Source organism: Thermomonospora catenispora (assembly GCF_006363815.1).
GTDB classification, from domain to species: Bacteria; Actinomycetota; Actinomycetes; order Streptosporangiales; family Streptosporangiaceae; genus Thermomonospora; species Thermomonospora catenispora.
In genome coordinates this window covers 136,246-161,730 of record NZ_RRYT01000007.1, presented here as the reverse complement: position 1 = coordinate 161,730, position 25,485 = coordinate 136,246, and the positions used below count along the sequence as shown (strand labels likewise).

Here is a 25,485-nt window from a genome sequence, read left to right as displayed (position 1 = left end):
TATCCAACCTGAGCGCACAAAAAGGACCGGGACGCCGTGGGGCGTCCCGGTCCGATGAGCCGCGTCGGCCGGGGTCAGTCCACGATGATCAGGCCGCGGTCCACGTGGTTCATGCGTTCGAAGCCGTCCTCGGTGCACACCACGATGTCCTCGATCCGGGCGCCGTGCGCGCCCGGGTAGATGCCCGGCTCCACCGAGAACGCCATGCCCGGTTCCAGCGGCTCGGTGTTGCCCGCCACGATGTAGGGGTCCTCGTGGGTCTCCAGCCCGATGCCGTGCCCGGTGCGGTGGATGAAGTGCTCGCCGTACCCGGCGTCGGCGATGATCCTGCGGGCGGCGGCGTCCACCTCCTCCGGCGTCGTCCCGGGGCGCACCGCCCGGCACGCCGCCTCTTGGGCGCGCTGCAGCACCTCGTAGTAGGCCAGATAGTCGGCGGGCGGCTCGCCGATGCAGTAGTTGCGGGTCTCGTCGGAGCAGTAGCCGCTGGGCATGGTGCCGCCGATGTCGACCACCACCGGCTCGCCCGGCCGGATCACCCGATCCGACAGCTCGTGGTGCGGGCTGGCGGCGTTGGGGCCCGACCCCACGATCACGAAGTCCACCCGGGCGTGGCCCTCGGCGACGATCGCCTCGGCGATGTCGCGTCCCACCTCCCGTTCGGTGCGGCCGGCCTTGAGCAGGGCGGGGACCTGGCGGTGCACCCGGTCGATCGCCGCGCCGGCCTCGCGCAGCGCCGCCACCTCGGCGGGGCTCTTGCGGATCCGCAGCCGGCTCATCACCCGGCTCGCCGGCACCTGCCGGGCCTGCGGCATGGCGTCGCGGAACCGCAACGCCATCACCGCCCACATCCGGTCGGCCACCCCGACCGCGTCGATCCCGCCCAGCCGCCGCGCCACCAGCGCGTACGGATCGTCGGTCTCCTCCCAGGGCACCATCTCCAGATCCAGCGAACCGGCGGGAGAGGCCTGCGCGGCGGCCAGCTCCAGCCGCGGCACCACCAGGAACGGGTCCCCCTCGGCCGGGACCGCCAGGCAGGTCAGCCGCTCCAGCTGGATCGCGTCATAGCCCGTCACGTAGCGCAGGTCGGGACCGGGGGTCAGCAGCAGCGCCCCCAGCCCGGCCTCGGCGGTGGCCTCACGGACACGGGCGAGGCGGGCGGGCGGATACAACTCCGTCGTCACATCCGGCTTCATCGATCTGGTCCTTCGTCGTTCGGCGTGGTTACAGCATTCCAGCACCCGGGCCGGGCGGGCGCGCCGGGATGTCCCCGGCGCATGGCACGATGGCGGCATGAGCGAGCCGCAGGCCACCGGGGGGCGCACGAGCACGCTGATGCTGCTCGACACCCCGTCGCTGTACTTTCGGGCGTTCTTCGGCGTGCCGGAGTCGGTGACCGCCCCGGACGGGACCCCGGTGAACGCGGTCCGCGGGCTGATCGACATGATCGCCCGCCTGATCCGGGACCGTGCCCCCGACCGGCTGGTGTGCTGCATGGACGCCGACTGGCGTCCGGCGTTCCGGGTGGCGGCGCTGCCGTCGTACAAGGCGCACCGGGTCGCCGAGGACGGCGGGGACCAGACCCCCGGCGCGCTGGCGGCGCAGCTGCCGATCATCGACGCGGTGCTGGACGCGGTGGGCCTGGTGCGCGCCGGGGTGCCCGGATATGAGGCCGACGACGTGATCGGCACGCTGACGGCCCGCTGCACGGCCGCCGGCGGCGCGGTCGACATCGTCACCGGCGACCGCGACCTGTTCCAACTGGTCGACGAGCGCGGTCCGGTGCAGGTGCTCTACACCGCGCGCGGCATCCGCAACCTGCAGGTGATGGGCGAGAAGGAGGTCGCCGCCAAGTACGGCATCCCCGGCCGCGCCTACGGCGACTACGCCACGCTGCGCGGCGACCCCAGCGACGGGCTGCCGGGGGTGCCGGGGGTGGGCGACAAGACCGCCGCCGCGCTGGTCACCCGGTTCGGGTCGGTCGAGGGGATCCTGCGCGCGCTGGACGCCGGCGCCGCCGCGGGGTTCCCGGCGGGCAGCCGGTCGAAGCTGGCCGCCGCCCGCGACTATCTGACCGCCGCCCGAACCGTGGTCAGGGTGGTCACCGACATCGACGCGCCCGAACTGGACGGGCTGGACGACGCGCTGCCGCCCGCTCCGCGCGACCCCGAGGCGCTGGCGTCGCTGGCCGAGGAGTGGAACCTGCGCAGTCCCGTCGACCGGCTGGTGCAGGCGTTGGCGGGGCGGTCGTGATCCACCGTGTGTCACACGACACAGACCGTGAGGACGGATCGGCACAGCATGACGGGTGACCGGTCCTTCCACGGCCGGTCGTTCAGCCGGTCGGCGTCCGGGACGGTGACACCCACTCCCCCCTTCTCCCAGGGCGCCGGCCTCGCCGGCGGGACGGCAGGAGATGGACATCGTCGATGACACCGCGGGGCCGCCGGATCGGCCCGGTGGACCCGTCGCGGCACGTCCGCGACGCTCCCAGCACTGCGTGCTGCTGGCCGTGGACATGGCGTCGTTCACCGATCCGGCGCGCACCGACCGGGTGCAGCTGGCGCTCCGCGAAACGCTGTACGAGGCGGTGGCGGGCGCCTTCGACGACTGCTCGCTGGGCTGGGACGACTGCCTGCACGAGGACCGCGGGGACGGGATGCTGGTGGTGATCCCGGCCCGGATGCCGACGATCACGGTGGTCGATCCGCTGCTGGGGCGGCTGGTCGAGCGGCTGCGCCGGCACAACCGTTGGGCGTCCGGCCCCTACCTCGTCCGGCTGCGGGTGGCGGCGCACATCGGCGAGGTCCATCACGATGCGCACGGCCTGGTCGGTACCGCGGTCAATCACCTGGTCCGGCTGCTGGACGCGCCGCCGCTGAAGCGGGCGCTGGCAGATTCCGGCGGCGAGGCGGCGCTCATCGTCTCGGACTACTTCTACGACAGCGTCGTCCGGCACGCCGGAGGTCCGGTGGACCCCGCCGCGTTCTGGCCGGTCACCGTGGAGGTCAAGCAGACCCGGACGCGCGGCTGGGTGCATCTGCCGCACTCCCCCGCCGGAACCCCGGCGTTGCGGGAGGCCGCCTCCCTCCGGCCGGTCCCCCGGGAACGAGCGGTGCCCAGGGGACCGGCCGGAGGGATCGCGTTCTTCGGGAACGTGACCGTGCACGGCGACGTGGTCGCCGGCGACAAAATCGTTCACGGCGATCGGTGACCGGCCCTCGTCGCGGCGTCCGTTTGGTGGGCGTTCGGTCCGTGTAGTGGCGGGTTCGGCGCGATCCAACCCCGGACCTTTACATAGTAAGTCCGATTTTTACATTTTTGTAGAGCAGGATGGTTCGCGATCGGCTCAGGCCACCGACGAGTAGGCGACCACTCCGCGCCGCATGGCGTCCATCGCCCGGTTCGCGACCTTGCGGATCCGGCCGTCCTCGGGAGCCGCGTCGGCGATCTGCCCGAGCAGGTCGATGAGCTGCTTGACCGCCCGCACGAAGTCGCCCGCGGTCATGTCCGACTCGGTCAGCACCTCCTCCAGCGGCCGTCCCGACGCCCACTGGTAGGCGGTCCAGGCGAACCCCGGATCCGGCTCCCGCAGGAACGACACCCGGTTGTCCTTCTCGATCGCGTCCAGCTCGCCCCACAACCGCAGCATCGCCGCCAGCGCGTCCTGCGCCGGACCCGGCGGGACGCGCGGCGCGGAGGCGACCTCGGGCTGGCGGGACTCGTACACCAGCGCCGACACGCACGCCGCCAGTTCCGGCGGCTCCAGGTCCTCCCACAGGCCGGCGCGCAGGCTCTCGGCGGTCAGCAGGTCCAGCTCGTTGTAGATCCGGCCGAGCCGGCGGCCCTCCTCGGTGACGGTGTCGCCCTCCAGATAGCCGAGCTGCTCCAGCACCCGGCACACCCGGTCGAAGGTGCGGGCGATCACCTGGGAGCGGCCCTCCACCCGGCGGCGCAGCGCCTCGGTCTCCCGCTCCAGCCGGAAGTACCGCTCCGCCCAGCGGGCGTGGTCCTCCCGTTCGCTGCAGCCGTGACAGGGATGCCGCCGCAGCTCTCGCCGCAGCCGGGCGATCTCGGCGTCCTCCCCCGCGCCCGGGCCGCCGCCCCGGCGGCGGCGATGCGCCTTCAGGTCCGGTTCGGGCACCTTGGTGCGCAGCGTGGACGCCAGGTCACGGCGCTGCTGCGGGCTGCGCGGATTGAACGACCGGGGGATGCGGATCCGCTCCAGCGGCTCCACCGGGGAGGGGAAGTCCAGCGGCGACAGCCGTTGCACCGACCGCTGCGCGGTCAGCACCAGCGGCGCCGGACCGTCGGACCGCCGGCCCAGCCCCGGGTCGATCACCACCGCCAGGCCGGCGCGGCGGCCCGCGGGGACCACGATCACATCACCGGGACGCAGCCGCTCCAGCGACCGGACGGCCTCGGCCCTGCGGGCTGCGCTCCGCCGGCGGGCCAGCTCCGCCTCCCGGTCCGAGAGCCGACGGCGCAGCGTCGCGTACTCCATGAAGTCGCCCAGATGGCAGCTCGCCGCCTCGGCGTACCCGGCCAGGGCCTCTTCGTTCCTGTGCAGCTGCCGGGCCAGGCCCACCACCGCCCGGTCCGCCTGGAACTGGGCGAAGGACTCCTCCAGCAGGGTGCGGGCGCGCTCCCGGCCCACCGCGCCGACCAGGTTGACCGCCATGTTGTAGGAGGGCCGGAAACTGGAGTTCAGCGGGTAGGTGCGGGTGCCGGCCAGCCCGGCGACCGCGAACGGGTCCATGCCGGGCGACCAGATCACCACCGCATGGCCCTCCACGTCGATGCCGCGCCGACCGGCCCGCCCGGTGAGCTGGGTGTACTCGCCGGGAGTCAGGTCGGCGTGGGTCTCGCCGTTCCACTTGTCGAGTTTCTCGATCACCACGGTGCGGGCCGGCATGTTGATGCCCAGCGCCAGCGTCTCGGTGGCGAACACCACCTTGATCAGCCCGCGGGTGAACAGCTCCTCGACGACCTCCTTGAAGGTCGGCAGCATCCCGGCGTGATGGGCGGCGATCCCGCGCATCAGCCCGTCCAGCCACTCGTCGTAGCCGAGCACCCGCAGGTCCTCGTCCGGGATGTCGGCGGTGCGCATCTCCACGTGCGCCCGGATCTCCTCGGCCTCCTCATGGGAGGTCAGCCGCAGCCCCGCGTACAGGCACTGCCGCACGGCCCCGTCGCATCCGGCCCGGCTGAAGATGAACACGATCGCCGGCAGCAGCCCGGCCCGGTCCAGCCGCTGGATCACCTCGGGACGGGCCGACGGGCGGAACCGGGGCGGCCGGGCGACCCGCCTGCGGCCGGTGCGGCGCCCCTGGTTGATCTTGGCGCGGCGGATCTCGTCGACCGCGATGTTGCGCAGCTGCGGGTTGATCCGGGGCCGGCCGTCGGGGTCCCCGCCGTCGACGAACAGGTCGTACAGCCGGTTGCCGACCAGCATGTGCTGGAACAGCGGCACCGGCCGGTGCTCGTCGACGATCACCGCGGTGTCCCCGCGGACCGCCTGCAGCCACTCGCCGAACTCCTCGGCGTTGGAGACGGTGGCCGACAACGCCACGATCCGGACCGAGTCCGGGACGTGGATGATGACCTCCTCCCACACCGCGCCGCGGAACCGGTCGGCCAGGTAGTGGACCTCGTCCATGACGACGAAGGCCAGCCCCGCCAGGGTGTGCGATCCGGCGTAGAGCATGTTGCGCAGCACCTCGGTCGTCATGACGACGATCGGGGCCTCGCCGTTGATGCTGTTGTCGCCGGTGAGCAGGCCGACCTTCTCCGGGCCGTAGCGGCGGACCAGATCGGCGTACTTCTGGTTGGACAGCGCCTTGATCGGAGTGGTGTAGAAGCACTTCTGCCGGTTCGCCAGCGCCAGATGGACGGCGAACTCCCCGACGACGGTCTTGCCCGATCCGGTGGGGGCGGCCACCAGCACGCCCTTGCCCGCCTCCAGGGCGCGGCACGCCCGGAGCTGGAAGGGGTCCAGCTCGAAGTCGTACAGCGTCTGGAAGTCCAGCAGCGCCGGCCCGTTCTCGCGGACGCGCGCGCGATGCGCGGCATACCGTTCGGCGGGCGTGGTAGCAGGGGAATCCATGGTGCCGAGCCTATGGTCTCGCGCGAGGCGTTCCCAACCGACGGCCGACACCGCCGGGCGCGGTCAGCGGGACCGTTCGCCCTTCTCCAGCTCCGCGTCGAGCTCCTCCAGGTTCAGCGGAGCGGCCTCGTCGTCGCCCAGCCCGGCGTACGGATCGGGCCGCCGGGCGCGCCGCCGGTCGTTCAGGAACGCCAGCAGCGCGGCGACCTCGAACAGGCCGACGGTCGGCAACGCCAGCGCCAGCATGGTGAACGGGTCGGCGCTGGGCGTGGCCACCGCGGAGAACACGAAGATCCCGAAGATGATCATCCGCTGGGACTTGCGGATCCGTGCGCTGCTGAGCACCCCGGCCAGGTTGAGCACCACCACGAACAGCGGCAGCTCGAACGTCAGGCCGAACACCAGCAGCATCGCCAGCACGTAGCCGAGGTAGTGGTCCACCGTGATCAGGGCCGCCACGTCGTCGGGCACGAACCCGAGGAAGATCGACAAGCCCTTGTCGACGGTGAGATAGGCGAGCACGGTGCCGACGAAGAACAGCGGGATCGCCGCGCTGAGGAAGATGTAGGTCCACCGGCGCTCCCGGCGGTACAGCCCGGGCGCCACGAACGCCCATATCTGGTACAGCCAGACCGGCGCCGACACCACCGCCCCGATGATGAACGCGATCTTCAGCCGCAGGAAGAACGAGGAGAAGATCCCGTTGACCACCAGGGAGCAGGCGCCGTTGAGGTCATGCGACTGGGGCAGCTCGCAGTAGGGCTCCTTGAGGAAGTCCCACACCGGCTGGAACACGATCCAGCCGACGACCGTGCCGGCCAGCAGGCCGAGAATGGCCTTGATCAGCCGGTTGCGCAGCTCGCGCAGGTGGTCCATGAGCGGCATGCGGCCCTCCGGATCGGCCGGAGGGCGGCGCCTGGTCAGCTTCCACATGAGCGTGGGTCAATCCCGACTGTCGGTCACCGCGTGCAGATCGACGCCGGCCCGCGGATCAGCGGTTGCGGGCCTGGTCGGGATCGACCGGCACGCCCTGGATCGGCTCCCCGGACGGCAGCTGGGGCTGCGCCGGCGGCTGCTGCGGGGCGTACTGCTGAGGCTGCGCCGGCGGCTGCGGCGGCTGCGGCGCCTCGTCGTCCTCCTGCAACCCCTTGGCCTCGGCCCTCAGGATGCGGGCGGACCGGCCCAGCGAACGCGCGAGCTGCGGAAGCCTCGCGGATCCGAACAGCAGCATGACCACCGCGAGGATGATCAGAATCTCGCCCCAGCCAAGTCCAGCCATGTCATTCCTTCTCAGTGGGTGCCGTTCATGACGATCGTACGCCGTCGGCGGGCGTGTGAGACCCCCTCGCCTCCCGCAACCGGTGAAGTTCACCCTGCAACGCCGACTGTTCCTCGTTCAGTCGCCGACGGGTGCGCTCGAGTTCACGTCCCAGCCCTTGCACCGCGCGGAACACCTTGGCCGTGCACAACGCCAGCACCAGCAGCCCCGCGGAGGACAGTGCGACCAAGACCTGAGCCCAACCCACACCGCCACGGTAGCGAATGGCGGGGACGCACGACAGGCCGCGGGGACGGTCAGGCCGACGCCGCCTCGTACTGCGCCAGCGCCCGGGCCGCGTCCGCGCGGACGGCCTCGGCCAGCTCCGGCGGCCCGACGATCCGGCCCTGGTCGCCCAGGCGCAGCGCCAGGCCCCGCACCCATCGGGGGTCGGGCGTGCGCAGCACCACCCGCAGCCGCCCCTCCCCCAGCTCCTCCACGCTCTCGCAGGGATAGTGGTCGGCCACCCACCGACCGGCCGGGGTCAGCTCGAAGGCGACCTCGATGTCGTCGGGCGAGGGGTGGAACAGCCGGCCGGCGCGCACGTCCCGGGGCCGCGCCTCCGCGGGCACCTCGGCGGGGACGTCCAGCACGGTCAACTCCACGATCCGGTCCAGCCGGAACAGCCGGACCCCCTCGGCGCGGCGGCACCAGCCCTCCAGATAGGCCTGGCCGTCGACGACCAGCAGCCGCATGGGGTCCACGTCGCGTTCGGTGTTCTCGTCGCGCCCGGGCACGTAGTAGGTCAGGTGCAGGCGACGACCCCGGGCGATCGCGTCGCGGACCCGGGCGGACATCTCCCCGGCCGAGTCGACCTGCACCGACATCTGGCTGCTGACCGCGGCGGCGCCCTCTCCGGCGGCGTTCTCCAGCTTGGCGATCACCCGGCTGAGCGCGTCCCGGTCGCGGGGGTCGCCGATCTCGGCCAGCATCCGCAGCGCCACCAGCAGCGCCCCGGCCTCGTCGGCCTTCAGCCGCAGCGGCCGGGCGATGGACTCGGCTTCGCTGACGGTGATCTCCCCGCCCTCGTACGACAGGTCGATCGGACAGTAGGGGTCGGGGGCGCGCAACTCCACGCACCACAGCAGGTTCAGGTCGTCGATCAGCTGCTTCTCGGTGATCCCGAACGCGGCGGCGGCCTCGTCCAGGGCGACGCTGTCCCGGCTGACCACGTACGGAACCAACGCCAGCAGTCGCGCCAGCCGGTCGCTGGAGGTGGTGTGCCTGCTCACCCGGCGTCCCCTCTCGCCTCTCCCCGATCGTGTCCCGCCAGCACCGACTTGAGCCGCTGGATCACCGCGTCGCGCAGATCGGGCGGATCCAGCACCACCACGTCGGCGCCGAACCTGGCCAGGTAGGGCGCGAACCGCTCGGCCTCGTGGAACGACAGCCGCGCGGTGTCCCACCCAGGGCCGTCCGGGCGCACGTCCGTCGCCCAGCGGCGCAGGCCCTGCGCCGCCCCGGCGCGCAGCCGCACGGTCGCCGAACGGGCCTCGGCGGGGGTCTCCATCCGCTCGAAGGCGAGCCTGCGGATGTCCACCCCCTCCGGCACGGTGACGCTGCCGGGCGGGCCGTCGGCGGCCACCTCGCCGACGATCCGGCTGAGCCGGAACACCCGGGTGTCCTGCCGGTCGGTGTCGTATCCGACCAGGTACCAGCGGCCGCGGCGGCTGACCACCCCCCACGGCCGCACGTGCCGGCGGGTCGCCGCGGTGCGTCCCACGCCCTGGTAGTCGAACGCCACCGGGTAGCGGTTCTTGACGGCCTCCCACAGCGCCGGAAAGGCCGGCTCCTCGGTGTCCACCCGCGGCTCGATGCCCAGCGAGTCGGTCTCGGAGGTCTCGATCCCGGCGGCCCGCAGCTTCAGCAGCGCCCCGGAGGCCGCCTCGGCCAGGGCGGCGCGCCGCCACACCCGGGCGGCCAGCCCCAGCACCGCGGTCTCGTCCGGGGTCAGGTGGATCTCCGGCAGCTCATAGTCCTGCGGCGGGATCCGGTAGCCGATCTCCCCCGTCTCCTCCTCGCTGCCGACCTCCAGCGGCACCCCGAGCTCGCGCAGTTCCTCCTTGTCGCGCTCGAACATCCGCTTGAACGCCTCGCCGGAGTCCGGGTAGCCCGGCACCGCCCGGCGGATCTGCTCGGCCGTGAGATAGCGCCGGGTGGCCAGCAGGCAGACCACCAGGTTCAGCAGGCGCTCGGTCTTGCGCCGCGACAACGCCACCACCTCGATCCTCGGGCGCCCGGATCTTGCGCGGAGTGCCTCCGCCCCCTCAGGTCAAGACGCTACCGTTTCCGGCGTGATCCGATGGCGTCAAGGCAGGGTGGAACGCATTCGCCGGGAATGGCCGGGGTCGGTCGAGCTGGAGGTCGTCCTCGACGGCGGGTCCGAGACGGTGCGGGCGCTGGCCTATCCGGCCCTGGTCGGCCGTCCCGAGCCGGGGGACGCGGTGCTGCTCAACACCACGGCGCTGGCGCTGGGGCTGGGCACCGGCGGCTACGCCCTGGTGGTCGCGGTCCCCGACCGGCTGCCGCCGGACCCCTCCGGTCCCGGGCACCTGGTCAAGGCCCGCTACACGCCGCTGCAGGCCACCGTGCTGGGCGTCGACGAGCAGGACTCCCCGCATCACGAGACGCTGCGCGACGCCGACTCCCTGGAGGGGATGCCGGTGATCGTGGCGGACCTGCACTCGGCGCTGCCGCCGATCCTGGCCGGGCTGCTGGCCGCCCGTCCCGGCACCCGGGTGGTGTACGTGATGCTGGACGGGGGCGCGCTGCCGGCCTGGTTCTCGATGGCGGTCGGCCGGTTGCGGGCGGCGGGGGCACTGGCCGCCACGGTCACGGTCGGGCAAGCGTTCGGCGGTGACGTGGAGGCGGTGACGGTCCACACCGGACTGCTGGCGGCGCGGCTGGTGCTGGAGGCCGAGGTCGCGGTGCTGGCGCAGGGGCCGGGGAACCTGGGCACCGGGACCCGCTGGGGGTTCTCGGGGGTCTCGGCGGGTGAGGCGATCAACGCCGCCGCGGTGCTGTCGGGGCGGCCGGTGGCGTCGCTGCGGGTCAGCGAGGGCGACGCGCGGGAGCGGCACGTGGGGGTCTCCCACCACAGCCTGACCGCCTACGGACGGGTCGCGCTGGCCAGGGCGCAGGTGGTGGTGCCGGAGCTGCCCGGGGAGTTCGGGGAGCGGGTGCGCGGGCAGGCCGAGACGCTGGCCGAGCGGCACGAGCTGGTGCACGTCCCGGTGGACGGGCTGGCCGACGAGCTGCGGGCGGCCGAGCGGGACTGGGGGGTGCGGCTGTCGACCATGGGCCGCGGCCTGGAGGAGGACCCGGCCTATTTCCTGGCCGCCGCGGCCGCCGGCCGGCACGCCGCCTCGCTGCTCTAGCGCCCCGCTCCGGCGGCCGCGGCGGCGCGGCCGTCAGTCCGCCCCGGCGGCGACCGTCCGGGCGGCGCGCTCGGCCTCGGCGCGCGCCGCCTCCTCCGGCGTGCAGTGGTCGCGGAAGGTGAACGCCCGGGGCATGGGGCCCTCGCGCCGCAGCAGCTCCAGGAAGTCGGCCATCGACGGGTCGTTCAGGGGAGCCTTCAGCCGGGCGATGTTGAACTGGGCCAGGTGGAAGTCGCTCGTGCCCGGCAGCACATGTCAACGTTCACTGTTTTTAAAAGCCGTCAGCACCGCGCAGCCCCGTCCGGGACGGGGATCCATGCGGGGCGTCAGACCGGGCGCGTCCTCCAGCAGCCCCTCCAGCAGCGCCAGGTTCATCCCGCACACCAGCGGCGGGAACCCCTCCGACAGCGCGTGGAAGGGGCGGTTGCGCATGCGCAGCACCGCGCCGTCCGGCGACTCCTCGACGACGGGCTCGTAACCGCGGGCGGCCAGCAGGGCCCGCACCGCCTCCAGGCCGCCGCCGAGATCGGCGCCCGCGGCCAGCTCGCGGCCCCGGCGGCGGGCGACCCGGCGCAGCGGCTCGTCCAGCCCGCTCTCCTCGGCGGCCTCGGCCAGCAGCTCGGCGGCCGTGCGGTAGTCCCGGGGCGGCAGCGACACCGTCCGCTCCCCCGCGGCCCGCCGGTACAGCTTGGCGGGGCGGCCCGCCCCCGGCCCCGAGCGGCCGCTCAGCCGGCGGCTGGTGGTCTCCAGCAGGCCCGCCTCGACGAGCCTGTCCAGATGGTGCGCGGCCAAGGTGCGCTGGACGCCGACCGCCGCGGCCGCCTCGTTCCGCCCGACCTCGTGGTCCCGGGCGGTCACGTACTCATACAGCCGCCGCCGGACCGGGTCGCGCAGGGCGGCTATCGCCTCGACATCGTCCATCCGGCCAGTCTGAAAACAACCGGCTCAGGCGATAGAAGGACGATCGGGCGGGCCGGGGCGGCGCGGACCGCCCGCCGCCCCGGCCCCGCTCGGGCGCCCGTCCCGCCGCGACGCGGGACGCGGCGGGACGCCGGGACGCGCGGGGAACGGGATCAGTGCGCGCCGAGGATGTCGACCACGTAGATCAGGGTGTCGTCGCCCTTGATCCCGTAGTGGGGCAGACCCTTGGAGCCGTACCCCCAGGCCGGCGGCACCACCAGCAGGACGCGGCTGCCGATCCGCTGCCCCACCAGGCCCTCGTCGAAGGCCTTGATGTCCTGGCCCACGCCGATGACCTCGCCGGCGGGACGCCCCTCGCTCCAGGTGGAGTAGAACTCCTTGCCGGTCCGCCACAGCACCCCGGTGAAGTGCAGCACCGCCAGCCGGTTGCCGCGCAGAGCCGGCCCGGTGCCCTGGATCAGCGTGCGGACCTGCAGCTTGGCGGGCGGGGCGGTGCGCGGCACCCGCACCCGGGGCGCGCGACCGGCGCCGGCGTCGGCGACCTGCGGCAGCCGGGCGTCGGCCAGCGGCTGCGGGGCGCCCTTGGCGGCGGCGTCCTTGCCGTAGGTCGCCAGCACGTCCAGCACGTACACCAGCGAGTCGTTCGGGCCGATCTGGTGCCGTTCGTCGCCCCGGTCGCCGTACCCCTGGTCGGGCGGGATCAGCGCGACGACCCGGCTGCCGACCTTCGCGCCGACCAGCGCCTTCTCCAGACCGGGCACCAGCTTGCCGGAGGGGAACGCCCCCGGCCTGCCCGCCGTGTAGCTGTTGGCCACCAGCTTGGCGCCGGCGCCGTTCCAGCGGTAGCCGACATAGGAGGCCACCACCAGGTCGCCCTTGCGGACTTCGGCGCCCTCGCCGTCCACCAGGGTCTCGATCTTCAGCTTGTCGCCCGGCTCGGCGTCGGAATCGAACTTCACCTCCGGCTGCCCGCCGTACTCTCCGGACACCTCCACCGGCATGCCCCGGCCCAGCGAGCAGCCCGACAACAGCAGCGACGCGGCCGCCAGAGCGGCCGCCGGCAGGAGCAGACGACGGCGCATGAGCGTCCTTCGGGGGTGACGGAGCGGACTTGCGCGTCACCTTACCGGCTGGTCACCCCCGAAGGCAGCCCGCCTCACATCCCTGCGATGAGCTTGTCGACCCGCTCGTCGACCGAGCGGAACGGATCCTTGCACAGCACCGTCCGCTGGGCCTGGTCGTTCAGCTTCAGATGCACCCAGTCGACGGTGAAGTCCCGGCGCTTCTCCTGGGCCCGCCGGATGAACTCGCCGCGCAGCCGCGCCCGGGTGGTCTGCGGCGGCACCGACTTGGCCTCGAAGATGTCCAGATCACGGGTGACCCGCTCGACCGAGCCGCGCCTCTCCAGCAGGTAGTACAGGCCGCGACCGCGGTGCACGTCGTGGTAGGCCAGATCCAGCTGGGCCACCCGCGGCGAGGACAGCGGCAGGTCGTACTTGCGGCGGTAGCGCTCGATGAGCTGGTACTTGGTGACCCAGTCGATCTCCCGGGCCACCAGGTCCAGATCCCCGGTCTCCACCGCGCGCAGCGTCCGCTCCCACAGGTCCAGCACCCGCATCGTGACCGCGTCGCCGCCGCGGCGGTCCACGAAGTCCCGGGCCTTGCCGTAGTACTCCTTCTGGATCTCCAGGGAGGAGGCCTCCCTGCCGTTGGCCAGCCGGACCCGGCGGCGGCCGGTCATGTCGTGACTGACCTCGCGGATGGCGCGAATCGGGTTCTCCAGGGTCAGGTCGCGCATCACCACCCCGGCCTCGATCATCCGCAGCACCAGGTCGGTCGCCCCGACCTTGAGCAGCATCGTGGTCTCGCTCATGTTGGAGTCGCCCACGATCACGTGCAGCCGGCGGAAGCGCTCGGCGTCGGCGTGCGGCTCGTCGCGGGTGTTGATGATCGGCCGGGACCGGGTGGTGGCCGAGGAGACCCCCTCCCAGATGTGCTCGGCCCGCTGCGAAACGCAGTACACCGCGCCGCGCGGCGTCTGCAGCACCTTGCCCGCCCCGCAGATGATCTGCCGGGTGACCAGGTACGGGATCAGCACGTCGGCCAGCCGGCCGAACTCCCCGTGCCGCCCCACCAGGTAGTTCTCGTGGCAGCCGTAGGAGTTGCCGGCCGAGTCGGTGTTGTTCTTGAACAGGTAGATGTCGCCGGCGATGCCCTCCTCGCGCAACCGCCGCTCGGCGTCGACCAGCAGTCCCTCCAGGATCCGCTCGCCCGCCTTGTCGTGCGTCACCAGGTCGACGACGCTGTCGCACTCGGGTGTGGCGTACTCGGGGTGGCTGCCCACATCGAGATACAGCCGCGCGCCGTTGCGCAGGAAGACGTTGCTGCTGCGTCCCCATGACACCACCCGGCGGAACAGGTAGCGCGCCACCTCGTCGGGCGACAGCCGCCGCTGTCCGCGGAAGGTGCAGGTGACCCCGTACTCGTTTTCGAGCCCGAAAATGCGCCTGTCCACATCTCGACCCTATGCGGCGAAGGGCCCGCCCGACAGTGCCCGGCGACGCACGAATGCCGAACCGGCATGATCCGGCGCGCCGCCGACACTGACGAAAACCTTCGAACCACCCCATATGGAGGGACTGATTCATATGGCTTTACATGACGACAAATCCCCCGTCTGCCGCCGCAGACGGGGGATCGGGCTCACCGGACCGCGTCGCCCGCGCGGTCGGTCAGGACTCCGTGCCGGCGCCTTGGGCCAGCAGCTCCTCGATCCGCGGGGCCGGCAGCCGGCGGAACAGCCGATGCTCACGGCTGCGGTCCAGCACCGCCACCTCCAGCGCCTTGGCCTCCAGCCGCCGGTCGGCCTCCTGGGCCTCCAGCGACTGCACCGCCGCGCGCAACGCCGCCGACAGCGACAGGCCCTCCCGGAAACGCTCCTTGAGGGCCTGCTCCACGGCCTCCACCTGCCCGCCCATCGCCACATAGCCGTGCTCGTCGCGGACCGAGCCGTCGAACGTCAGCCGATAGATCTGGTCGGAGTCGGGGTCCACCCCGGCCTCGGCGACCACGAGCTCCACCTCGTACGGCTTGCTGGAGTCGGTGAAGATCGTGCCCAGCGTCTGGGCGTAGGCGTTGGCCAGGCCGCGCGCCGTCACATCGCCCCGGTCGTACTGGTAGCCGTTGATGTCGGCGTAGCGGACGCCGGCCAGCCGCAGCGTCTCGAACTCGTTGTACTTGCCGACCGCCGCGTAGGCGATCCGGTCGTAGATCTCGCTGATCTTGTGCAGCGCCCGCGAGGGGTTGTCGGCCACGAACAGGATCCCGCCGTCGTACTGCAGCACGACGACGCTGCGGCCACGCGCGATGCCCTTGCGCGCGTAGTCCGCCTTGTCCTTCATGATCTGTTCGGGCGAGACGTAGAACGGCATGGTCACCGGAGTGGGTCCCTTCTATCGCAGCGGGGCGGTCGGGCCGCCCGGCGAGTCGTGGCGCCCGTCGACGACGGTCCGGGCCAGATCGGCGACCTCCTCGTCGGTCAGCCGGCGGTAGCCGTCGCCGGTGACCGTCGCGACCACCGGGTAGATCTTGCGGATCAGGTCCGGTCCGCCGGTGGCCGCGTCGTCGTCGGCGGCGTCGTACAGCGCCTGAACGCACACCAGCGCCGCGTCGGAGGCGTCCAGGTCGGGCCGCCACAGCTTCTTCAGCGCGCCGCGGGCGAACACCGAGCCGGAACCGATCGCGTGGAAGTCGTGCTCCTCGTAGCGGCCGCCGGCCGCGTCGTAGCTGAAGATCCGGCCGACCCCGCGGTCGGTGTCGTACCCGGCGAACAGCGGCACCGCCACCAGGCCCTGCATCGCCATGCCGAGGTTGCCGCGGATCATCGTGGCCAGCCGGTTGGCCTTGCCCTCCAGCGAGAGGGTGCGGCCCTCGATCTTCTCGTAGTGCTCGATCTCGACCTGGAACAGCCGGACGATCTCCATCCCGATCCCGGCGGTGCCGGCGATCGCCACCGCGGAGAACTCGTCGGCGCGGAAGACCTTCTCCACGTCACGCTGGGCGATCATGTTCCCGGCGGTGGCCCGCCGGTCGCCGGCCATCACCACCCCGTCGGGGAACGTCACCGCCACGATCGTGGTGGCGTGCGGTACCTCCACATCCTCCGGGTTTCCCCCGGCGAGGTTGCTCATGCGGCGGCCGGGCAGCAGGTCGGGGGCGTAGGACCCGAGGAACTCGGTGAACGAGGACGTGCCCGGGTTCATGAACACCCCCGGAAGACGTCCGGTGTACGAATCGTGGGACGCCACGCGACTCCTTCCCTCCACCATGGCACCGGCACCCCCAGGGGTCTCACCGGCGCGGACGATTACGACCCTAACGTTCAACCAGCGCGAGGCGCATATCTGGCATCGCTCCGGGAGTCCGCCCACGGCGAACCGGGCCGTGGGACACTACGATGACGGCGTGGTTTGGGGACCTCCTGGCCCGCCGCCCGGGCAGCCGGGCTGGCCGGGCCCTCACGGGCAGCCGACATGGCCCGGCGATCAGGGCCCGCCGGTATGGCCCGGCACGCCCGCGCCGCAGGGCGGGCCGCCGCTGCCCGGTCCGCCCCCTCCCTACCCCCTCCCGCCGCCCTACCCGGGAGCACCGGGCGAGCAGGGTCCGCCCCCCGACGACGGCGACGCGTTCGAGCGCGCCGAGCACGACACCCGCGCCACCGTGGCCGCCCCCTGGTGGGCCGTCGCCGCCCCGGTGCACCGCCAGCAGGCGCTGGTGACCCGTCTGGTGCACCTGCCCGACGGCTCCTGGTGGATGTACGGGGCGTGGGCGCGCTGGTACCGCTGGCACCCCGCCGACGGCCGCTGGTTCCCCTGCTTCCCGCCGCGCAGCGTGCAGGTGCGCCGCTCGGCCCAGACCGCCCGGCCCGGGCTGAACCCTCCGGCGATACCGGTGGAGATCCTGCCCTCCGGGCCCGACTTCGCCTACGACTACGGGCCGCCGCTGGCGGTGGCCGGCCGTCCGGTGTCCGGGGCGCTGCTGTACCGGCTGCGCTCGGTGATCGCCGAGGCGGCGGCGGCCCCGCCGTTGGACTATCCGCTGGGCTGGAGCCACTTCCTGCACGGCACTCCCAGCACCGTCGCCGCCACCTGGAGCGCGATGCTGTGGTGCGCGGCGGTCCCGGTGTTCGATCCCGACCCGGAGAAGGGCGGCCGGGCGGGACTGCTGAACCTGTGGGAGCCGTACCTGTCGCGCCCGCTCGACGGCCGGGGCAGGCTGCGCTGGGTGATGCCGCCGCTGCTGCGCACCATCATCGCCCTGTACGCCGAGCGGATGCGGGCCGGGCGACCCGACGCCGCAGGGCACATCGTGCGCTGCATGGTGATGACCGCGCAGGCGCTGCGCGACGATCCGCGGTTCAAGGTCCGCGCCCAGGCGCTGCTGTCGATCGCCGAGCCGCTGCAGGCCAATCCGGCGCTGGACCACAGGGCCCTGCCGTACGGGGACGAGGCGGTGGAACGGGAGTGGATGAGCCGCTGCCCGCCGGGGCTGGGCGCCACGCTGTTCTTCGACGCCGCGCCGGGACAGCGTTTCCAGATGGCGATGTACGACCTGGCCGACGCCCTGGTCCCCATGTGCGGGGACCCGGAGGGCCCGGACTTCATCGAGCCGCGGCACGCCGCGGTGGCGCTGCTGGCCGCCGACCTGGCCGGGCACCGGCCCGACCTGGCGCAGCAGATCGGCACCTGGCTGGATCCCGAGCTGCGCGGGCTGCTGACCGACGTCCTGGAGCGGCCGGAGCACGAGCTGCGCCGGCTGTGGCCGGCGGAGGGCGGGATGCCGGGGGACTTCCGGCCGGCCGACGCCGAGATCGCGCTGCGGGCCATGAGCGCGGCGGCCGCGGTGGACCTGGCCTGGTGCCGGCTGGCGCACGAGACCCCGATTCCGCCGGAGGGCTTCGCCGTCCCCGACGCGTTCGCCGCCGCGCTGACCGGGCCGACGACCGCGGAACGCCCGCGCCCCGAGGACGACGGCGAGGACGACCGGGAGACGGAGGAGCCCGACCGGAAGACGCAGGGGTCCGGGTGACGCCGACCGGCGTCACCCGGACCCCTGCGCGAAGATCCGCACCGCCGGACGCTCGGCGGCGGGAGGCGATCGGACCGCGGCGGCGGTTACTGTCCGCCCTTTTGCACGTAGGAGCGGACGAAGTCCTCGGCGTTCTCCTCCAGCACCTCGTCGATCTCGTCGAGGATGGCGTCGACGTCCTCGGACAGCTTCTCGTGGCGCTCGGCGACGTCCTCACCGACCGCCGCCTGGGTCTCCTCGACCTCCTCGTGGCGGCGCGTGGTCCGCTTCTGACCGCCGGTGTCCTTGGTGGCCATCGGTTACCTCCACTCAGTGCCGGTGCCCTCAACCCTACCTGCGATCACCAACGGCCAGCGGACTTCGATGTCCGATGTGCCTTGTGACGTCCGGGGGCTGTCTCGACACGGTTATCGCCCGCCGGACCCCCACTGAAACGGTCATATCGGTCACGACCTCGCATCGGCAACGTCAGTCCATCCGGTCCACCGGGTCTCAGTTCTCCCCGGTGAGCACGGCGACCAGCTCGGCGGCGGTCTGACAGCGGTCCAGCAGGGCGCCCACGTGCTGCTTGGTGCCGCGCAGCGGCTCCAGGGTCGGCACGCGCTGCAGCGACTCCCGCCCCGGCACGTCGAAGATCACCGAGTCCCAGGAGGCGGCGGCCACCGAGTCGGCGTACTGCCACAGGCACCGGCCGCGGAAGTAGGCGCGGGTGTCGGTCGGCGGGTTCTCCACCGCCGCCTCGATCTCGGCGTCGGTGACGATCCGCTCCATCCGGCCGCGCGCCACCAGGCGGTTGTACAGGCCCTTGTCGGGGCGGACGTCGGTGTACTGCAGGTCCACCAGCTGCAGCCGCGGATGCGACCAGTCCAGCCCGTCGCGGCTGCGGTAGCCCTCCAGCAGCTCCAGCTTGGCCACCCAGTCCAGCTCCCGCGACAGCTGCATGGGGTCCTCCCCCAGCCGGTGCAGCACCGACTCCCAGCGGTCCAGCACGTCCCGGGTGAGCTCGTCGACGTCGGAGCCGAAACGGTCCTCGACGTACTTGCGGGACTGCTCCAGGTACTCCATCTGCAGCTGCACCGCGGTCATCTTGCGGCCGTCCCGCAGGGTGATCAGGTGCTTGCAGGTGGGGTCGTGGGAGACCGCGCGCAGCGCCGCCACCGGCATGTCCACCGACAGGTCCACGGTGAGGAACCCGTCCTCGATCATCGACAGCACCAGCGCGGTGGTGCCGAGCTTGAGGTAGGTGGAGACCTCGCTCATGTTGGCGTCGCCGATGATGACGTGCAGCCGCCGGTACTTGTCGGGGTCGGCGTGCGGCTCGTCGCGGGTGTTGATGATGGGCCGTTTGAGGGTGGTCTCCAGGCCCACCTCCACCTCGAAGAAGTCGGCGCGCTGGCTGATCTGGAAACCGCTGCCGCGGCCGTCCACCCCGATGCCGACCCGGCCCGCGCCGCACACCACCTGCCGGGAGACGAAGAACGGCGTCAGGTGCTTGACGATGTCGGCGAACGGCGTCTCCCGCTTCATCAGGTAGTTCTCGTGACAGCCGTAGGAGGCGCCCTTGTTGTCGGTGTTGTTCTTGTAGAGCTGGATGGGATGAGTGCCCGGCACCATCGCGGCGCGGCGGGCCGCGTCGGCCATCACCCGCTCTCCCGCCTTGTCCCAGATCACGGCGTCCCGAGGGTTGGTGCACTCGGGCGCCGAGTACTCCGGGTGCGCATGGTCGACGTACAGCCGCGCCCCGTTGGTGAGGATGACGTTGGCCAGCCCCAGATCCTCGTCGGTGAGCTGGCTCGGGTCGGCCACCTCGCGGGCCAGGTCGAAGCCGCGCGCGTCCCGCAGCGGGTTCTCCTCTTCGAAGTCCCAGCGGGCCCGTCTGGCCCGAGCCGCCGAAGCCGCCTGGTAGGCATTGACGACCTGCGAGGACGTCACCATCGCGTTGGCCCCTGGCTGACCGGGCACGGAAATGCCGTACTCGGTCTCGATCCCCATCACCCGCCGAACACTCATATCGTCGAGCCTAGTGCCGATCGGTGCCACTTCGGGGGGACGGAATCGGACATCGCCGGCGCCGCCGTCCCGCCCGTCCGCCGGCGTCGGCGCTCGACGCGTCGCGCGGCGCCCCGCCTCCGGTCTTCACTGTCGTACATCATCGCCGGGTTATTACCCCGGCCTCGGAGGTTTACCTGTCGATCGGCCGCACGCCCCCTCGACGCGGGACGCGGCGGCCGCCCGCGGGCGGCCGCCGCGTCCGATGTCGCCGGCTCGAGGGGCGCTTACAGGTACTGGCCGGTGTTGGCGACGGTGTCGATGGAACGCCCGGCCTCGGCGCCCTGCTTGCCGGAGACCAGAGTGCGGATGTAGACGATGCGCTCGCCCTTCTTGCCGGAGATGCGGGCCCAGTCGTCGGGGTTGGTGGTGTTGGGCAGGTCCTCGTTCTCGCTGAACTCGTCGACGCAGGCGGCCAGCAGGTGGGACACCCGCAGGCCCTTCTGGCCGGTCTCCAGGTACTGCTTGATGGCCATCTTCTTGGCGCGGTCGACGATGTTCTGGATCATCGCGCCGGAGTTGAAGTCCTTGAAGTACAGCACCTCCTTGTCACCGTTGGCGTAGGTGACCTCCAGGAAGCGGTTCTCCTCGGTCTCGGCGTACATCCGCTCCACGACCCGCTGGATCATGGCCTCGACCGTGGCCTCGGGCGAGCCGCCGTGCTCGGCGAGATCGTCGGGGTGCAGCGGCAGGTCGGGCTTGATGTACTTGGAGAAGATGTCCTTGGCCGCCTCGGCGTCGGGCCGTTCGATCTTGATCTTGACGTCCAGCCGGCCGGGCCGCAGGATCGCCGGGTCGATCATGTCCTCGCGGTTGGAGGCGCCGATGACGATGACGTTCTCCAGGCCCTCCACGCCGTCGATCTCGCTGAGCAGCTGCGGGACGATGGTGTTCTCCACGTCCGAGGAGACCCCCGAGCCGCGGGTGCGGAAGATGGAGTCCATCTCGTCGAAGAACACGATCACCGGGGCCCCGACCGAGGCCTTCTCCCGGGCGCGCTGGAAGACCAGGCGGATGTGCCGTTCGGTCTCGCCCACGTACTTGTTGAGCAGCTCGGGGCCCTTGATGTTGAGGAAGAAGCTCTTGCCCTCCTGACCGGTCTTCTCCGCGACCTGCTTGGCCAGCGAGTTGGCGACGGCCTTGGCGATGAGGGTCTTGCCGCAGCCCGGCGGGCCGTACAGCAGCACGCCCTTGGGCGGGCGCAGCTTGTGCTCGCGGAACAGGTCGGCGTGCAGGTAGGGCAGCTCGATCGCGTCGCGGATCTGCTCGATCTGCGGTCCCAGGCCGCCGATCTCCTCGTAGGAGATGTCGGGGACCTCCTCCAGCACCAGCTCCTCGACCTCGGCCTTGTGGATCTTCTCGTAGGCGTAGCCGGAACGGGGCTCGAGCATCAAGGAGTCGCCGGCGCGCAGCGGGACCCCGCGCAGCGGCTCGGCGAGCCGGATCACCCGTTCTTCGTCGGCGTGGGCGATGACCAGGGCGCGCTCACCGTCGTCGAACACCTCCTTGAGCATGACGACCTCGCCCTGCGTCTCGAAGCCCAGCGCCTCGACGACGTTGAGCGCCTCGTTGAGCATGACCTCCTGGCCGGGCCGCAGCTCGGAGACGTCGACGGACGGGGAGACGTTCACCCGCAGCTTGCGGCCGCCGGTGAAGATGTCGACCGTTCCATCGTCCCGCGCCTGCAGGAAGACGCCGAAGGCGGACGGCGGCTGCGCCAGCCGGTCGACCTCCTCCTTGAGCGCGACGATCTGTTCCCGTGCCTCCTTGAGGGTCGCGACAAGACGTTCGTTCTGCCCGGTCACGGCGGCCAGGTTGGCCTGCGTCTCCTGAAGGCGCTCTTCCAGCACACGAACCTGACGCGGAGACTCCGCGAGCTTACGGCGCAGCACGGAGATCTCCTCCTCCAAGATGGAGACCTGCGTTTGAAGGTCGCGCACCTCCATGTCGTGCTGCGCCTTACGCGCCCCAGCATCGTCACGAGCGGCCACGCCCCGTCACCTCCTCAAGAGAGAGCCGACGACCTACTCAGACCCTACCTATCCGGAGGGCTCCCGTAACCTGCCCTTGGGGTGCTCGTGTCGTGCCGGATCGACCAGAGGTCCATTTCCCGGCGCTTCGCGACCCGCGAACACATCACGGAAAATACTGGAACGCCACGAGGATCTGTCTTCATTCCCGCCCTGGCGCGAGGTTCTCGCATCGGAAGCGGTACCCGTGAACGATCTGAAAATCCTGACCGGATATGTGAATTCGATGTAACACGTTCACCGGGCCGTCCGGGCCCGCCCGCGGATCCGCGGGCGGAGGGCCGCTCACCCCTCGTCGGGGGCGGAGGGGGCCTCCTCGGGGGCGGGGTGGGCGCCCTTGGCCGGACGGCGGCGGCGCGGCGGAGGGGCGACCCCGTCGGCGAGCCGACGGGCGGTCACCAGGAACCCGGTGTGACCGACCATCTTGTGATCGGGGCGGACCGCCAGTCCGTCGACGTGCCAGGAGCGCAGCATGGTCTCGAACGCGTACGGCTCGGCGAACGACCCGTGCGCGCGCAGCGCCTCCACGATCCGCGACATCTGGGTCGTGGTGGCGATGTAGACGCACACCAGCCCGCCGGGGACCAGCGCCTTGCCCACCGCGTCCAGGCACTCCCAGGGGGCCAGCATGTCCAGCACCACCCGGTCGACCTCGGTCTCGGCGAGCTTCTCCTCCAGCGCTCCGACGGTCAGCCGCCACGCCGGATGCGGGCCCCCGAAGAAGGTCTCCACGTTCCGGCGGGCGACCTCGGCGAAGTCCTCGCGCTGCTCATAGGACGACACCAGCCCGTGCTCGCCGACCGCGCGCAGCAGGAAGCAGCTCAGCGCGCCGGAGCCGGCGCCGGCCTCGACGACCCGGGCGCCGGGGAAGATGTCGGCCATCGCCACGATCTGGGCGGCGTCCTTGGGGTAGACCACCGCGGCGCCGCGCGGCATGCGCACCGTGTAGTCGACCAGCAGCGGCCGGAACGCCAGATAGTCGACGCCGCCGGTGGAGCGGAACACGCTGCCCTCGGGGCTGCCGATGACGTCGTCGTGGGCGATGACGCCCTTGTGCGAGTGGTACTGCCCGCCGGGCCGCAGGGTGATGATCTTGACACGGCCCTTGGGGTCGATCAGCTGAACCCGGTCGCCGGCGCGGAAGGGCCCGTGCGGGACGCGCCCGACGACCCGGGGGGCGGGGGCGGCGGGGGTCTCGTCGGGTCCGGGCTCTCCGGTCGGCTGCGGTTCGGTCATGGTCGTCAAGGTTATCGGGATTGATCGCCCGCTCGGACCGCTCCGGAACGGGGCGGGAGCGGGTCGCCTGGAGCGCCCCGGCGGGCGGGGGACGAGGGGCCGGCGGCGGACGGTCACGCCCCCGTGAAGGCCCGTCCCACGTCGTCCGCGGCCAGCACCCCGTACACCCGCCCGTCCGGCTCCACCAGCAGGTACTCCGAGGCGGGAGCCCGCCGCAGCGCCGCGATCAGCTCCTCGCCGGACAGGTCCGCGGGAAGCGTCAGCCCCGGCGTGAGGCTGCGGGACACCTCTCCGCTCGTCATCCAGGGACGGCGATGCTCGGGCACGGCCGTGACGGCCCGTTCGCTGACCAGCGCCACGGGCCGATCCCGGTGATCGACGATCACCAGCGCGCCGGCGGCCTGCTCGTGCGCCCGGCGGATCGCCTCCGCCAGCGGCAGGTCGGCGGTGACCAGGGCGGCGCGGCGGGCCAGGGCGCGGGCGTGCAGGGCCGGGATGCGGGCGCGGACGCGTTCGGCGCGCAGCGCATGGGTGGCGCCGACCCAGATGAACGAGGCCACCAGCACCGACCACAGCAGGACCAGCCAGTCGCCGCCCACGGCCCCGGAGGGCAGGGAGACGGCCAGCGCCCCGGCCGCGAGGGTGCACAGCGCGATGCCGCGGCCCACCCAGGCGGCGGCCACGGTGCCGTCCCGGCCGCGGCCGGTGATCTTCCACACCGCCGCGCGCACCAGCCGACCGCCGTCCAGCGGCAGCCCCGGCAGCAGGTTGAACGCCCCGACCACCGCATTGGCCAGGGTCAGCCCGGTGACCAGCAGCTCGGCCACCGGCGGCAGCGGCAGCGCCAGCAGGGCCCCCAGCCCCGCGGCGGCCAGCACCAGGTTGGTCAGCGGACCGGCGAACGCGATCAGGAACTCCCGGCCCGGGGTGGGCGACTCGCGTTCGATGACGGTCTCGCCGCCGAGGATGTGCAGGGTGACCGACCGGACGGGCAGCCCGAACAGCCGGGCGGTCAGCGCGTGGCTGAGCTCGTGCACGAACACCGAGGCGTACAGCAGCACCGCGTAGGCGAAGGCCACCGCGTGGCTGAGCGGCGGGGCCGCGACCGTGCGGGCCTGGTCCTCGAACAGCACCGTGATCAGCACGGCGACCAGGAACCAGCTCGGCGACACGTACACCGGGACTCCGAACGGCCTGCCCATGGGGAATCCCGGGCGAGGGTCCGCGCCGTGCGGTGGGGTCCCGGTCCCGGGAGGGGTGTCTGCCACGCCATCGATGCTACGACCGCGCCCGTCGGGTTCCGCCGCACGCGCCTGACGGATTCCGTCACAGGAGTCGCCTACCCTGTCGCCATGGCCACCACCGAAGCCCCCTCCCACCCCTCCGCGGACGCCGATCCGGCCGCGCCGGCGGTCGTCGGGGCGCTGTCGCCGTCGCGGGCCGGGGACTTCATGACCTGTCCGCTGCTGTACCGGTTCCGGGTGATCGACCAGATCCCCGAGCGGCCCAGTCCCGCCGCGGTGCGCGGCACGCTGGTGCACGCGGTGCTGGAGCGGTTGTACGACCTGCCGGCCGAGCGGCGCACGGTGGCCGCGGCGCTGGACCTGCTCGGCCCGCAGTGGGAGCGGCTGCTGTCGGAGGAGCCGGAGCTGGGGACGATGTTCCCCGAGGAGCCCGATCCGGAGGCGGCCGGCGACCCGGACGCCGACCCGCAGGCGTGGCTGGCGCGGGCGCGCGAGATGGTGGAGCGCTACTTCACGCTGGAGGATCCGCGGCGGCTGGAGCCGGCCGAGCGCGAGCTGTACGTGGAGACGGTGCTGGACTCGGGGCTGAAGCTGCGCGGCTACATCGACCGGGTGGACGTCGCGCCCACCGGCGAGATCCGCATCGTCGACTACAAGACCGGCAGCGCGCCGCGCGCCGACTTCGAGGCGCGGGCGCTGTTCCAGATGAAGTTCTACGCCCTGGTGATGTGGCGGCTGCACGGCACCGTGCCGCGCATGCTGCAGCTGATGTACCTGGGCAACGGCGAGGTCCTGCGGTACGTCCCCGACGAGGCGGACCTGCGGGCCACCGAGCGCAAGGTGGAGGCGCTGTGGCGGGCGATCCGCCGGGCGATGGACACCGGCGAGTGGCGTCCGCGGCGCAGCCGGCTGTGCGATTGGTGCGACCACAAGGAACGCTGCCCGGAGTTCGGGGGGACCCCGCCGCCGCTGCCGGCCGAGCCCGCCCGGCGCCGCTCCCCCGCCGACCTGGAGCCGGGGCCGTCGCGGCTGGCCCGCGTCGACGACCTGTGACCGGACGACCTGCGACCGTCTGACCCGTCGCCGCCCCCTCCGGGGTCCTCCTCAGGGAGGACCGACC

Annotated in this window: 23 protein-coding genes; 5 read left to right on the top strand and 18 right to left on the bottom strand. The window is 72.3% G+C overall.

Annotated elements, in window-relative coordinates; all coding sequences use genetic code 11:
* Positions 1-74 precede the first annotated feature (74 nt).
* Complete coding sequence (locus EIO00_RS08395; protein WP_140176845.1) at positions 75-1,193, bottom strand: M24 family metallopeptidase; 1,119 nt, start codon at positions 1,191-1,193, stop codon at positions 75-77.
* Positions 1,194-1,290: 97 nt separating this feature from the next.
* Here EIO00_RS08395 and EIO00_RS08390 point away from each other — a divergent pair, with 97 nt between their 5' ends.
* A complete protein-coding gene (locus EIO00_RS08390) occupies positions 1,291-2,250 on the top strand; it encodes a 5'-3' exonuclease (RefSeq protein WP_140176843.1) in 960 nt (319 codons plus the stop codon).
* Positions 2,251-2,413: 163 nt separating this feature from the next.
* Positions 2,414-3,211 carry a hypothetical protein gene (locus EIO00_RS08385; RefSeq protein WP_140176841.1) on the top strand — a complete coding sequence of 266 codons (798 nt, stop codon included), beginning with the start codon at positions 2,414-2,416 and terminating at the stop codon, positions 3,209-3,211.
* A gap of 135 nt (positions 3,212-3,346) precedes the next feature.
* Here EIO00_RS08385 and EIO00_RS08380 read toward each other — a convergent pair whose 3' ends face one another.
* From EIO00_RS08380 to EIO00_RS08355, 6 genes are all read right to left on the bottom strand, one after another.
* Complete coding sequence (locus EIO00_RS08380; RefSeq protein ID WP_140176839.1) at positions 3,347-6,103, bottom strand: DEAD/DEAH box helicase; 2,757 nt, start codon at positions 6,101-6,103, stop codon at positions 3,347-3,349.
* A gap of 63 nt (positions 6,104-6,166) precedes the next feature.
* Positions 6,167-6,988, bottom strand: a complete 822-nt coding sequence (gene tatC / locus EIO00_RS08375; protein WP_241661218.1) for a twin-arginine translocase subunit TatC — start codon at positions 6,986-6,988, stop codon at positions 6,167-6,169.
* A 106-nt stretch (positions 6,989-7,094) separates the two neighbouring features.
* The gene (tatA, locus tag EIO00_RS08370) at positions 7,095-7,382 is read right to left on the bottom strand and encodes a Sec-independent protein translocase subunit TatA (protein WP_140176835.1); all 288 of its coding nucleotides are present in this window, start codon (positions 7,380-7,382) and stop codon (positions 7,095-7,097) included.
* A 25-nt stretch (positions 7,383-7,407) separates the two neighbouring features.
* Complete coding sequence (locus EIO00_RS08365; RefSeq protein ID WP_241661217.1) at positions 7,408-7,629, bottom strand: hypothetical protein; 222 nt, start codon at positions 7,627-7,629, stop codon at positions 7,408-7,410.
* A gap of 49 nt (positions 7,630-7,678) precedes the next feature.
* A complete protein-coding gene (locus tag EIO00_RS08360) occupies positions 7,679-8,653 on the bottom strand; it encodes a helix-turn-helix transcriptional regulator (RefSeq protein WP_140176831.1) in 975 nt (324 codons plus the stop codon).
* Positions 8,650-9,639: a helix-turn-helix transcriptional regulator gene (locus EIO00_RS08355; RefSeq protein ID WP_241661216.1), complete on the bottom strand. Its 990-nt coding sequence runs from the start codon at positions 9,637-9,639 to the stop codon at positions 8,650-8,652. Before EIO00_RS08355 ends, EIO00_RS08360 begins: the two co-directional genes overlap by 4 nt.
* A 76-nt stretch (positions 9,640-9,715) precedes the next feature.
* Between EIO00_RS08355 and EIO00_RS08350 the strand changes: the two genes are divergently transcribed.
* Positions 9,716-10,798 (top strand): DUF3866 family protein, encoded by a 1,083-nt coding sequence (locus EIO00_RS08350; protein ID WP_140176829.1) that lies wholly within the window; start codon positions 9,716-9,718, stop codon positions 10,796-10,798.
* 33 nt (positions 10,799-10,831) lie between these two features.
* Here the strand turns inward: EIO00_RS08350 and EIO00_RS24775 are convergent, their stop codons facing one another.
* The 6 genes from EIO00_RS24775 to prcB form a co-directional block, all read right to left on the bottom strand.
* Complete coding sequence (locus EIO00_RS24775; protein WP_206664078.1) at positions 10,832-11,050, bottom strand: hypothetical protein; 219 nt, start codon at positions 11,048-11,050, stop codon at positions 10,832-10,834.
* Between the two features lie 3 nt (positions 11,051-11,053).
* Positions 11,054-11,719 (bottom strand): helix-turn-helix transcriptional regulator, encoded by a 666-nt coding sequence (locus EIO00_RS08340; protein WP_140176827.1) that lies wholly within the window; start codon positions 11,717-11,719, stop codon positions 11,054-11,056.
* Between the two features lie 152 nt (positions 11,720-11,871).
* Positions 11,872-12,801 (bottom strand): FKBP-type peptidyl-prolyl cis-trans isomerase, encoded by a 930-nt coding sequence (locus tag EIO00_RS08335; RefSeq protein WP_140176826.1) that lies wholly within the window; start codon positions 12,799-12,801, stop codon positions 11,872-11,874.
* Positions 12,802-12,875: 74 nt separating this feature from the next.
* Positions 12,876-14,234, bottom strand: coding sequence for a Pup--protein ligase (gene pafA / locus EIO00_RS08330; RefSeq protein WP_140176824.1), 1,359 nt, complete (start codon positions 14,232-14,234; stop codon positions 12,876-12,878).
* A gap of 217 nt (positions 14,235-14,451) precedes the next feature.
* Positions 14,452-15,150 carry a proteasome subunit alpha gene (prcA, locus tag EIO00_RS08325; RefSeq protein WP_140176936.1) on the bottom strand — a complete coding sequence of 233 codons (699 nt, stop codon included), beginning with the start codon at positions 15,148-15,150 and terminating at the stop codon, positions 14,452-14,454.
* A 21-nt stretch (positions 15,151-15,171) separates the two neighbouring features.
* Positions 15,172-16,047, bottom strand: coding sequence for a proteasome subunit beta (gene prcB, locus EIO00_RS08320; RefSeq protein WP_206664077.1), 876 nt, complete (start codon positions 16,045-16,047; stop codon positions 15,172-15,174).
* A gap of 136 nt (positions 16,048-16,183) precedes the next feature.
* Between prcB and EIO00_RS08315 the strand changes: the two genes are divergently transcribed.
* A complete protein-coding gene (locus EIO00_RS08315) occupies positions 16,184-17,806 on the top strand; it encodes a hypothetical protein (RefSeq protein ID WP_140176819.1) in 1,623 nt (540 codons plus the stop codon).
* Between the two features lie 86 nt (positions 17,807-17,892).
* On the opposite strand, the gene EIO00_RS08310 is transcribed toward EIO00_RS08315, so the two are convergent.
* From EIO00_RS08310 to EIO00_RS08290, 5 genes are all read right to left on the bottom strand, one after another.
* The gene (locus EIO00_RS08310) at positions 17,893-18,102 is read right to left on the bottom strand and encodes a ubiquitin-like protein Pup (RefSeq protein ID WP_140176817.1); all 210 of its coding nucleotides are present in this window, start codon (positions 18,100-18,102) and stop codon (positions 17,893-17,895) included.
* A 196-nt stretch (positions 18,103-18,298) separates the two neighbouring features.
* Positions 18,299-19,816, bottom strand: a complete 1,518-nt coding sequence (dop, locus tag EIO00_RS08305; RefSeq protein ID WP_140176815.1) for a depupylase/deamidase Dop — start codon at positions 19,814-19,816, stop codon at positions 18,299-18,301.
* A 266-nt stretch (positions 19,817-20,082) separates the two neighbouring features.
* Complete coding sequence (gene arc, locus EIO00_RS08300; protein WP_194151110.1) at positions 20,083-21,801, bottom strand: proteasome ATPase; 1,719 nt, start codon at positions 21,799-21,801, stop codon at positions 20,083-20,085.
* A gap of 369 nt (positions 21,802-22,170) precedes the next feature.
* The gene (locus tag EIO00_RS08295; RefSeq protein WP_140176811.1) at positions 22,171-23,121 is read right to left on the bottom strand and encodes a tRNA (adenine-N1)-methyltransferase; all 951 of its coding nucleotides are present in this window, start codon (positions 23,119-23,121) and stop codon (positions 22,171-22,173) included.
* A gap of 113 nt (positions 23,122-23,234) precedes the next feature.
* Positions 23,235-24,323: a site-2 protease family protein gene (locus EIO00_RS08290; RefSeq protein WP_140176809.1), complete on the bottom strand. Its 1,089-nt coding sequence runs from the start codon at positions 24,321-24,323 to the stop codon at positions 23,235-23,237.
* Between the two features lie 150 nt (positions 24,324-24,473).
* On the opposite strand from EIO00_RS08290, the gene EIO00_RS08285 reads away from it, so the two are divergent.
* The gene (locus tag EIO00_RS08285) at positions 24,474-25,418 is read left to right on the top strand and encodes a RecB family exonuclease (RefSeq protein WP_140176807.1); all 945 of its coding nucleotides are present in this window, start codon (positions 24,474-24,476) and stop codon (positions 25,416-25,418) included.
* Positions 25,419-25,485: the final 67 nt, after the last annotated feature.